The organism is Pseudomonas sp. NBRC 111139, from assembly GCF_001753955.1.
Lineage (GTDB): Bacteria > Pseudomonadota > Gammaproteobacteria > Pseudomonadales > Pseudomonadaceae > Aquipseudomonas > Aquipseudomonas alloputida.
Map to the genome: position 1 here is coordinate 1 of NZ_BCBP01000115.1, position 9,997 is coordinate 9,997.

At 61.6% G+C, this 9,997-nt stretch carries 9 protein-coding genes; 5 read left to right on the forward strand and 4 right to left on the reverse strand.

The window, feature by feature from the left end:
• Positions 1-105 precede the first annotated feature (105 nt).
• Entirely contained in the window at positions 106-1,290 is a 1,185-nt protein-coding gene (locus BJQ17_RS28725; protein ID WP_060546724.1) for an alkaline phosphatase family protein, read from the reverse strand.
• 139 nt (positions 1,291-1,429) lie between these two features.
• On the opposite strand from BJQ17_RS28725, the gene BJQ17_RS28730 reads away from it, so the two are divergent.
• The 4 genes from BJQ17_RS28730 (at position 1,430) to BJQ17_RS28745 (ending at position 4,293) form a co-directional block, all read left to right on the forward strand.
• Complete coding sequence (locus tag BJQ17_RS28730; RefSeq protein ID WP_070096962.1) at positions 1,430-2,080, forward strand: FadR/GntR family transcriptional regulator; 651 nt, start codon at positions 1,430-1,432, stop codon at positions 2,078-2,080.
• Between the two features lie 13 nt (positions 2,081-2,093).
• Positions 2,094-3,374: an MFS transporter gene (locus tag BJQ17_RS28735; RefSeq protein WP_047605000.1), complete on the forward strand. Its 1,281-nt coding sequence runs from the start codon at positions 2,094-2,096 to the stop codon at positions 3,372-3,374.
• A 108-nt stretch (positions 3,375-3,482) separates the two neighbouring features.
• Positions 3,483-3,959 (forward strand): nuclear transport factor 2 family protein, encoded by a 477-nt coding sequence (locus BJQ17_RS28740; protein WP_070096963.1) that lies wholly within the window; start codon positions 3,483-3,485, stop codon positions 3,957-3,959.
• The gene (locus tag BJQ17_RS28745) at positions 3,952-4,293 is read left to right on the forward strand and encodes a GIY-YIG nuclease family protein (RefSeq protein ID WP_003255109.1); all 342 of its coding nucleotides are present in this window, start codon (positions 3,952-3,954) and stop codon (positions 4,291-4,293) included. The genes BJQ17_RS28740 and BJQ17_RS28745 overlap by 8 nt, the downstream gene beginning before the upstream one ends.
• Here the strand turns inward: BJQ17_RS28745 and yejK are convergent.
• Complete coding sequence (yejK, locus tag BJQ17_RS28750; protein WP_003255108.1) at positions 4,241-5,248, reverse strand: nucleoid-associated protein YejK; 1,008 nt, start codon at positions 5,246-5,248, stop codon at positions 4,241-4,243. The genes BJQ17_RS28745 and yejK overlap by 53 nt on opposite strands.
• 369 nt (positions 5,249-5,617) lie before the next feature.
• Here yejK and BJQ17_RS28755 point away from each other — a divergent pair, with 369 nt between their 5' ends.
• Complete coding sequence (locus BJQ17_RS28755; protein ID WP_003255106.1) at positions 5,618-5,899, forward strand: HU family DNA-binding protein; 282 nt, start codon at positions 5,618-5,620, stop codon at positions 5,897-5,899.
• Between the two features lie 47 nt (positions 5,900-5,946).
• Here the strand turns inward: BJQ17_RS28755 and rlmF are convergent, their stop codons facing one another.
• Positions 5,947-6,900 carry a 23S rRNA (adenine(1618)-N(6))-methyltransferase RlmF gene (gene rlmF, locus BJQ17_RS28760; protein WP_070096964.1) on the reverse strand — a complete coding sequence of 318 codons (954 nt, stop codon included), beginning with the start codon at positions 6,898-6,900 and terminating at the stop codon, positions 5,947-5,949.
• 178 nt (positions 6,901-7,078) lie between these two features.
• Entirely contained in the window at positions 7,079-9,925 is a 2,847-nt protein-coding gene (locus tag BJQ17_RS28765; RefSeq protein WP_004575658.1) for a valine--tRNA ligase, read from the reverse strand.
• Positions 9,926-9,997: the final 72 nt, after the last annotated feature.

Sequence of the window (9,997 nt, forward strand, 5' to 3'; positions counted from 1 at the left end):
CGGGTGGAAACTGGCCAGCAGGCCCGGCCCATTCGCGGGTGAACCCGCTCCTACGGGGATCGCGCCAGCCCTTGAGGAACGACAGAACTGTTGCTTCTCAAGGGCTTAATAGCGGCGGTCTTCGATCACAAATGGCTTGGCTGCCGGCCTGTTGCGCACCGCCGCCGGTGTACCATCCAGCACCAGTGCATAATCGTTCTGCTTGTCCATCCCCTCCGGATCGATCCATTGATCGTCTCTGGCCGCAACCTGGGCAACCACATGGCCGTTCTTGATAATGGTCAGATAACCCTTGGCGTTACTGTTCCAGCGTAGCCGTCCTTTGTTTTCATCGGCCCGCGCCTTGCGCACGCCGGTATCACCCAGTAAAGGCGTGCCGTCCAATAGCCATTGCGGCTGCAGCTTGAGGCCCATGTGGCGCAGCACCGTGGGCGCTACCGAGGTCTGCGCGGGAAGCCCGTACAGGCCGCCGGGCCCAGGCATCTCCACAGGAATGCTCAGCTCGGTCAGTTCCTGATTCAACGGCTTATTGCTGGCGATGAAGATACTCTTTTCCTGCTCCGAAGCGCCGCCATGGCCTTTCCCCCAATAGTCCCGGCCATGGTTGGTGCTGACGAGTACCAGCCAGTCTTCCTGTGGGAACATGCGACGCCGCTGGTCTACCTTGTCCAATAGCCGCCCGATCTCGCTGTCGGCCTTGCGCAACGCCTGCGCATAGTGCTCACCGTAACCCCTTTGATGGCCGATCTGGTCAGGTTCGTCCAGTTGAATGAACGTGAAGTCAGCGGGTGTGTCACCCAGGATCTGCAACGTACGCGCAATCACCTGTTCATCTGGCAAACCACTTTCGCGTACATCGGCGTCATGGGCGTCCTCCAGCAGAAATGCCGTGTTGATGGGTGACCAGTTGACGATGCTGGAGAGGTAGGCATTGGGGTAGGCCAGGCGTAGCCGCTTGAACAGGCTGGGAAACGCCGGGTTGACCCGTTGCGAGTCGTCGTCCGATTCAACGCCATGCTTGTTGCTCCACACGCCGGTCAGCAAAGTGATCCAGCCAGGGCCGCTCAACGTGAGCTGCTCGCTGGCTTTACCATTGATACCCCCGGCGTAAGCCTTGCCGTAGTAAAGCCGCTGCTCCAGGTTGGTTGCATCGCCCAGTTGCAAATACTGCTGCAGTTGCACGCCATCAAGGCCGATGAGCAAGGTCTTGGGGCGGCTCGGGTGGCGGGCCGGGTCACAGCCTGGCTGCAGGGCCAGGAACAGCAGTAACAGCAAACTCGCCATTCGCATGCGGGCGCATCCTTGAAAGCACGCAACGAGCGTTGCAACAAAGGGGCATGCCCACAACTGGCAGAAATACCAGGTGGTTTACGTCTTCGCCTGCAATCCAGTAAGCTGCGGCAATTCATCGGATGATTGGTTGAGTGACATGAATACAGAGCTGACCAAGCGTTCCCTGGTGGAGTTGGCGGTAGAGCGCATGCGCGAATGCATCGTGCTGGGCGATTGGCAGGTCGGCCAGCGCCTGCCTACCGAGCCCGAGCTTGCCTTGCAACTGGGCATTAGCCGTAACACGGTGCGTGAGGCCATGCGCGTGCTGGCGTTCAGTGGCCTGGTGGAAATTCGCCAGGGAGACGGCAGCTACCTGCGCACTGCCCAGGATCCGCTGCAGGCGGTGCACGCGATGTCCCGATGTACGCTCGAGCAGGCCCGCGAGACCCGCCATATCCTCGAGGCGGAGGCCATCGGCCTGGCGGCTTTGCGTCGTAACGATGCCGACCTGCAAGCGCTGAAGGATGCCCTGGAAGGCAGTGCCGGGCACTTTCACGGCGATGTCGATGCCTATGTCGCCTGCGATCTGGTCTTCCACCAGCGGCTGGTCGATGCCGCCCACAACCCGGCATTGAGCGAGCTATACCGTTACTTCTCTGGGGTCGTGGCTGCCGCTCTGCAACACAATATGGCCACCGTTCCGCGCTGCCAGGCCACGTTCGACTTGCATGGGCAGATCCTCGACGCCATCGAGCACCGTGATGCTGAACGGGCCAAGCGCCTGAGCCGTACCCTCATTGAATCCTGATACCGAGAAGGCCATGGCTGAATCCATCACCCGTAATACCCCATCGAACGAGCGGGATCTCGATGAGCTGCTGATCGACGCTGAAGCTGACGACGAACAGGTCCAGCAACAGGCTGTGGTGTTGCGGCGGCCCTGGCTGTTGCTGCTGGGCCTGGTGCTGGTGGCCTTGAACCTGCGCCCGGCATTGTCGAGCATGGCGCCGGTGCTGGGCCAAGTATCTGAAGGCTTGGGGCTGAATGCTTCGCAGGCGGGCTTGCTGACCACCTTGCCGGTGCTCTGCCTGGGCCTGTTTGCTCCCTTGGCGCCAGTGCTGGCGCGGCGCTTTGGCAGCGAGCGGGTGATTCTTGGCATCCTCGTCACCCTGGCGCTTGGCCTCGTGGTACGAAGTACCTTTGGGGCTGTCGGCGTGTTCCTCGGCAGCCTGATGGCAGGGGCCAGCATCGGCATTATCGGCGTATTGTTGCCAGGTATCGTCAAGCGCGACTTTCCGCAACACGCTGGCACGCTGACCGGTGTATACACCATGGCATTATGCCTGGGCGCGGCCATGGCTGCGGGTGCCACCGTGCCGTTGGCCCAGCATTTCGACGGCAGCTGGGCACTGGGGTTGGGCTTCTGGGTGCTGCCGGCTTTGCTGGCCATGCTGGTGTGGCTGCCACAGGCCCGTCAGGGGCACGGGCTGCACAGGGTGGCCTATCGCGTGCGAGGCTTGTGGCGTGACCCACTGGCCTGGCAGGTGACCCTGTATATGGGCCTGCAGTCATCACTGGCCTACATCGTGTTCGGTTGGTTGCCATCGATCCTGATCGGTCGCGGCCTCAGCCCTACCGAGGCAGGGCTGGTGCTGTCGGGGTCGGTAATCGTGCAGTTGATCAGCTCGCTCAGTGCTCCCTGGCTGGCCACCCGCGGCAAGGACCAGCGGCTGGCAATCGTGCTGGTCATGTCAGGTACGCTGGCGGGCCTGTTCGGTTGCCTGTATGCGCCACTTTCCGGGTTGTGGGGGTGGGCCATTGTGCTGGGCCTGGGGCAGGGCGGTACCTTTGCCCTGGCGCTGACCTTGATCGTGCTGCGCTCGAAAGATGCCCACGTGGCGGCGAACTTGTCGAGCATGGCCCAAGGGGTGGGTTATACCCTGGCCTCGATGGGGCCTTTCGCGGTGGGCCTGGTGCATGACCTGACCGGCGGCTGGGCGGCATTGGGTTGGATTTTTGCGGTACTGGGCGTTGGCGCCGTCGTGTTCGGGCTGGGTGCCGGGCGGGCACTGCAGGTGCAGGTGACCTGCGAAAAAGTCTGAGGCCTGTTTTTCAGTACCGTCCTCTTGCCTGCCAAGAGGAGGGTACTGGCATAAGCCATCGGGGCAGATTATCGTGCAGTTTTCGAACCTAGGACGGACAAGCCCACAATGAGCGATGCCAACCGCGCCCTGATTACCCGTTTCTACCAGGCTGTCCAGCGCCTGGATGCCGACGCCATGCTGGCCTGCTACAGCAGCGATATCGTTTTCAGCGACCCGGTGTTCGGCACCCTGCGCGGCAAGGACGCAGGCGATATGTGGCGGATGCTCACCACCCGCGCCAAGAACTTCACCCTGACATTCGACAGCATACGTGCAGATGAGCACAGTGGCAGCGCGCACTGGGTGGCTACCTACCTGTTCAGCCAGACCGGCCGTGTTGTGGTCAACGATATCCAGGCACGCTTTGTCATGCGTGATGGGCTGATTTGCCAGCATGACGATACCTTTGACCTGTGGCGCTGGTCGCGGCAAGCGTTGGGTGTTCCTGGAATGCTGCTGGGGTGGTCGCCGCTGATGCAGAACAAGGTCCGCCTGCAGGCATTCAAGGGGTTGCGCGCATTCCAGCAGGCCCAGGGTGAGTGAAGTCGTCGAACCTGCCGTTGGTAAGCCCTGGTTTGTCTATCTGGTAAGGGCAGCCAATGGCTCGTTGTATTGCGGCATCAGCGATGACCCGCAGCGTCGGTTCGCCGCGCATCAGAAAGGGCAGGGCGCCCGCTATTTCAAGACCAGCCCGGCCCAGGCGCTGGTGTATGTGGAGCAGTGGCCGGACAAGGGCGCGGCGCTGCGCCAGGAGCGGTTGGTGAAACGGCTGCGCAAGTCGGCGAAGGAGGCACTGGTGGCCTCCTTTGGCGGCTTGGGGGAAATCAGTCCTTGCGGCGCTTCAGCTGATCCACCAAGGTTGTCGGCAGCCCCTTGATGATCAAGGTCCCCGCCGCTTCGTCATACTCCACCTTGTCCCCCAGCAAATGTGCCTCGAAGCTGATCGACAGCCCCTCGGCACGCCCGGTGAAACGGCGGAACTGGTTGAGGGTGCGTTTGTCAGCAGGGATTTCCGGCGACAGGCCGTAGTCCTTGTTGCGGATGTGGTCGTAGAACGCTTTGGGGCGGTCCTCGTCGATCAGGCTGGACAGCTCTTCGAGCGTCACCGGCTCGCCCAGCTTGGTCTGGGTGGTGGCGTACTCGACCAGGGTCTGGGTCTTTTCGCGGGCGGATTCTTCCGGCAGGTCTTCGCTTTCGACGAAATCGCTGAAGGCCTTGAGCAGGGTACGCGTTTCGCCCGGGCCGTCGACGCCTTCCTGGCAGCCGATGAAGTCGCGGAAGTAATCCGACACCTTCTTGCCGTTCTTGCCCTTGATGAACGAAATATACTGCCTGGAGTTCTGGTTGTTCTTCCACTCCGACAGGTTGATGCGTGCTGCCAGGTGCAGCTGGCCCAGGTCGAGATGACGGGAAGGGGTCACGTCGAGCTCGGCATTCACCGCCACGCCTTCGCTATGGTGCAGCAGGGCGATCGCCAGGTACTCGGTCATGCCTTGCTGATAGTGGGCAAACAGGATGTGGCCGCCGGTGGACAGGTTGGACTCTTCCATCAGCTTCTGCAGATGCTCGACAGCCACGCGGCTGAAGGCGGTGAAGTCCTTTTCCCCCTCCAGGTACTGCTTCAGCCAGCCGCTCAGCGGGTAGGCGCCCGATTCGCCGTGGAAAAAGCCCCAGGCCTTGCCTTGCTTGGCGTTGTAGCTGTCATTGAGGTCGGCCAGGAGGTTTTCGATGGCATCGGAGGCAGCCAGTTCGGAGTCGCGAGCATGCAGCACGGCGGGGCTGCCATCGGGCTTTTTGTCGATCAGGTGAACGATGCAATGACGGATTGGCATGGAATTCTCGGCGAGCTGCAAAAGTTGCCAAGTTTAACCTAGACCTGAGGTGATGCAGTGGCCGTATGTTGGCAGATATGTCGGTTGTTCGTTTTTTGTTCAATTTTGTGTGTTTTCAGCTGAAACCCCCGAAAAACCTGCATTTAATCAAAGTGCGAAGCGGATATTTATCCATTCCTGTGGTAGTTTTGCGCGGTCTTGCGCCCCTCGTGTGCGCATTGCTGGCAGCATGCTGTCGTCGTGTCGAACCAAACGCCGATTTTCGTATCTACATACGCAATTGGCGCGGCCCTCCATTTCAAGGGGCTGGCCCGATAACGTCGTAGTCCGCTGCATAACCATCGAATTTGATAGGGAAGGAACACCACCATGGCATTGACCAAAGACCAACTGATTGCCGACATCGCCGAATCGATCGCCGCGCCAAAAGCCACCGCCAAGAACGCTCTGGAGCAACTGGGCCAGATCGTTGCCGACCAACTGGAAAACGGCGCTGAGATCACTCTGCCAGGCATCGGCAAGCTGAAAGTCTCCGAGCGTCCTGCCCGTACCGGCCGCAACCCTTCGACTGGCGCTGCCATCGAAATCGCTGCCAAGAAAGTCGTCAAGTTCGTTCCAGCCAAAGTGCTGACCGACGCTATCAACAAGTAATTGTTGTTTTGACGAAACCGCGCCCGGCTTGCCCGGGCGCGGTTTTTTCATGCCTGTGATTTACGCTGGGCGTGCCAGGCCTGGCGTGCGGCGTCGTCATGGAAGCTCCAGGCGACCATGCGGCTCTGTTTCTGCCCCTGGCCCATCTCGATGATGCGCACGGCCTTGGCGCCGGACTTCTTCAACGCGGCCTCGATGCCAGGCAGGTTGCTGGCCTTGGACACCAGGCTGGTGAACCACAGCACCCGTTCGGCGTACTGCACGCTTTCGCCAATCAACTGGGTGACAAAGCGGATTTCGCCACCTTCGCACCACAGTTCATTGTTCTGGCCACCGAAGTTCAGCACCGGCAGCTTGCGTTTGGGGTCCTGCTTGCCGAGGTTCTTCCATTTGCGCTGGCTGCCGCGGGTGGCTTCGTCGCGTGAGGCATGGAAGGGCGGGTTGCACAGGGTCAGGTCAAAGTGTTCGCCCTCCTGCAGCAGGCCGCTGAGGATGTGCGCTCGGTTGGCCTGCTGGCGCAGGGTAATGGCTTTGCCCAGGCCATTGGCCTGGACGATAGCCTTGGCCGAGGCCAGAGCCACGGGGTCGATGTCTGAACCGAGGAAGCGCCAGCGGTAGTCGCTGTGGCCCAGCAGTGGATAGATGCAGTTGGCCCCCACGCCGACGTCCAGCGCGCGCACTTGGGTGCCCCTTGGGACGTCGCCAGCATTGTCATCGGCCAGCAGATCGGCGGCTACGTGGATGTAGTCGGCACGGCCAGGAATGGGCGGGCACAGGTAATCGGCTGGGATGTCCCAGTGCTGGATGCCGTACTGGGCCTTGAGCAGTGCACGGTTGAACACGCGGACGGCTTCGGGGTTGGCAAAGTCGATGCTGGGCTTGCCGTGGGGATTGGTGATGGTGAAACGGGCCAGGTCAGGGTGGGCCTTGATCAGGCTGGGGAAGTCGTAGCGACCCTGGTGGCGGTTGCGCGGGTGCAGGGTGGGTTTGTTCGGGGTCATGGCAGTGTCCAGCCCTATACGAGCGGTGGCTTGAAGAACCTGGGGCTGCTACGCAGCCCTTTCGCGACACAAGGCCGCTCCCACAGGGTGGTGGCGCCTTGAAGGTTGGCGCCGTCCTGTGGGAGCGGCCTTGTGTCGCGAAAGGGCCGTGCAGCGGCCCCAACGGTCTCTCTAGTGATTACAGCGCTGCAATCCGCGCATGCTGCTCGGTGAAGTTGGCCAGGGCCTGTTCGGACTCGGCCAGCTTGGCGCGTTCCTTCTCGATCACCGCAGGCGGGGCCTTGTCGACGAAGGCTGCGTTGGACAGCTTGCCGCCAACACGTTGCACTTCACCTTGCAGACGCTGGATTTCCTTGTTCAGGCGCGCCAGCTCGGCATCCTTGTCGATCAGCCCGGCCATTGGCACCAGCACTTGCAGGTCACCCACCAGGGCGGTAGCGGACAGCGGCGCTTCGTCGGCATCACCCAGTACGGTGAACGACTCGACCTTGGCCAGCTTCTTCAGCAGCGCTTCGTTTTCCTGCAGGCGGCGCTGGTCGTCGGCGTTGGCGTTCTTCAGGAACAGCGGCAGCGGCTTGCCGGGGCCGATGTTCATTTCGGCGCGGATATTACGCAGGCCGACCATCAACTCTTTCAGCCACTCGATGTCGCCTTCGGCGGCGGCGTCAATGCGCGTTTCGTTGGCCACTGGCCATGGCTGCAGCATGATGGTCTTGCCGTCGATGCCGGCCAGCGGCGCGATGCGCTGCCAGATTTCTTCGGTGATGAACGGCATGAACGGATGCGCAAGACGCAGTGCCACCTCCAGCACGCGCACCAAGGTGCGGCGGGTGCCACGGGCGCGCTCTACCGGGGCGTTTTCGTCCCACAGTACCGGTTTGGACAGCTCCAGGTACCAGTCGCAATACTGGTTCCAGATGAACTCGTACAGCGCCTGGCTGGCCAGGTCGAAGCGGAACTGCTCCAGCTGGCGGGTTACTTCGGCTTCGGTACGCTGAAGTTGCGAGATGATCCAGCGGTCTGCCAGCGACAGCTCGTAGGCTTCGCCGTTCTGGCCGCAGTCTTCACCCTTGTCCAGCACGTAGCGGGCAGCGTTCCAGATCTTGTTGCAGAAGTTACGGTAGCCTTCGACGCGGCCCATGTCGAACTTGATGTCGCGGCCTGTCGAGGCCAGCGAGCAGAAGGTGAAGCGCAGGGCGTCGGTGCCGTAGCTGGCAATACCTTCGGGGAACTCGGCCTTGGTCTGCTTGGCGATCTTCTCGGCAAGCTTGGGCTGCATCATGCCGCTGGTGCGTTTTTCCAGCAGGGCGTCGAGGGTAATACCGTCGACGATGTCCAGCGGGTCCAGCACGTTGCCCTTGGACTTGGACATCTTCTGGCCCTGGCCGTCACGTACCAGGCCGTGCACGTACACGGTCTTGAACGGTACCTGCGGGGTGCCGTCTTCGTTCTTGATCAGGTGCATGGTCAGCATGATCATGCGCGCAACCCAGAAGAAGATGATGTCGAAGCCAGTCACCAGCACGTCGGTGGAGTGGAACTTCTTGAGGAATTCGGTCTGTTCCGGCCAGCCCAGGGTGGAGAATGTCCACAGGCCCGAGCTGAACCAGGTGTCGAGTACGTCGTCATCCTGACGCAGGACCACGTCGGCGCCCAGCTTGTGCTTGGCGCGCACTTCTTCCTCGTTGCGGCCAACGTAGACCTGGCCGGCCTCGTCGTACCACGCAGGAATGCGGTGGCCCCACCACAGTTGGCGGCTGATGCACCAGTCCTGGATATCGCGCATCCAGGAGAAGTACATGTTCTCGTATTGCTTGGGCACGAACTGGATGCGGCCATCTTCCACGGCGGCGATGGCAGGCTCTGCCAGCGGCTTGGTGGAAACGTACCACTGGTCGGTCAGCCACGGCTCGATGACCGTGCCGGAGCGGTCGCCTTTCGGCACTTTCAGGGCGTGGTCGTCGATGCTGACCAGCAGGCCCTGGGCGTCCAGGTCGGCGACGATCTGCTTGCGCGCGACAAAGCGGTCAAGGTTGGCGTACTGGGCCGGCAGTTGGGTGTCGACCTGCTCGTTAACGCTGCCGTCGAGGTTGAAGGCCTGGGCGCTGGCCAGCACGAAGGCGTTCTTGTCGAAGATGTTCAGCAGCGGCAGGTTATGACGCTTGCCGACTTCGTAGTCGTTGAAGTCGTGGGCCGGGGTGATCTTCACGCAACCGGTACCGAACTCGGGGTCGCAGTAGTCATCGGCGATGATCGGGATGCGGCGGCCGACCAATGGCAGTTCGACGAATTTGCCGATCAGTGCCTGGTAGCGTTCGTCGTTCGGGTTGACGGCCACGGCAGCGTCACCCAGCAGGGTTTCCGGACGCGTGGTGGCAACTACCAGGTAGTCCTGGCCTTCGGCGGTCTTGGCGCCGTCGGCCAGCGGGTAGCGCAGGTTCCACAGGTGGCCTTTCTCGTCGTGGTTTTCCACTTCGAGGTCGGAGATGGCCGTGTGCAGCTTGGTGTCCCAGTTGACCAGGCGCTTGCCGCGGTAGATAAGGCCGTCTTCATGCAGGCGCACGAACGCTTCTTTAACCGCTTCGGAGAGGCCGTCGTCCATGGTGAAGCGCTCGCGGCTCCAGTCTACCGATGAGCCCAGGCGGCGAATCTGGCGGCTGATGTTGCCGCCGGACTGATCCTTCCATTCCCAGACTTTTTCCAGGAACTTTTCGCGGCCCAGGTCATGACGGTTCTGGCCTTTGGCTTCAAGTTGGCGCTCGACCAGCATCTGCGTGGCGATACCCGCGTGATCGGTACCCGGCTGCCACAGGGTGTCGCGGCCTTGCATGCGGCGGAAACGGATCAGGGCGTCCATGATCGCGTTGTTGAACCCGTGGCCCATGTGCAGGCTGCCGGTTACGTTCGGCGGCGGGATCATGATGGTGTAGGACTCGCCTGCACCTTGTGGAGCGAAATAGTTCTCGGACTCCCAGGTGTTGTACCAGGAAGTTTCGATTGCGTGCGGCTGGTAGGTCTTATCCATGCGCGGCGGGACCCTGTGCATTTATTCGGGAAAGCCGGGAAGTATAACCAAGCTGGGGGCCGCAGGCGACAA

Bases quoted from the DNA above. Each gene is read 5' to 3' on its own strand.
- BJQ17_RS28725 (WP_060546724.1), bottom strand. From the start codon at position 1,290: ATGCGAATGGCGAGTTTGCTGTTACTGCTGTTCCTGGCCCTGCAGCCA.
- BJQ17_RS28730 (WP_070096962.1), top strand. From the start codon at position 1,430: ATGAATACAGAGCTGACCAAGCGTTCCCTGGTGGAGTTGGCGGTAGAG.
- BJQ17_RS28735 (WP_047605000.1), top strand. From the start codon at position 2,094: ATGGCTGAATCCATCACCCGTAATACCCCATCGAACGAGCGGGATCTC.
- BJQ17_RS28740 (WP_070096963.1), top strand. From the start codon at position 3,483: ATGAGCGATGCCAACCGCGCCCTGATTACCCGTTTCTACCAGGCTGTC.
- yejK (WP_003255108.1), bottom strand. From the start codon at position 5,248: ATGCCAATCCGTCATTGCATCGTTCACCTGATCGACAAAAAGCCCGAT.
- BJQ17_RS28755 (WP_003255106.1), top strand. From the start codon at position 5,618: ATGGCATTGACCAAAGACCAACTGATTGCCGACATCGCCGAATCGATC.
- rlmF (WP_070096964.1), bottom strand. From the start codon at position 6,900: ATGACCCCGAACAAACCCACCCTGCACCCGCGCAACCGCCACCAGGGT.
- BJQ17_RS28765 (WP_004575658.1), bottom strand. From the start codon at position 9,925: ATGGATAAGACCTACCAGCCGCACGCAATCGAAACTTCCTGGTACAAC.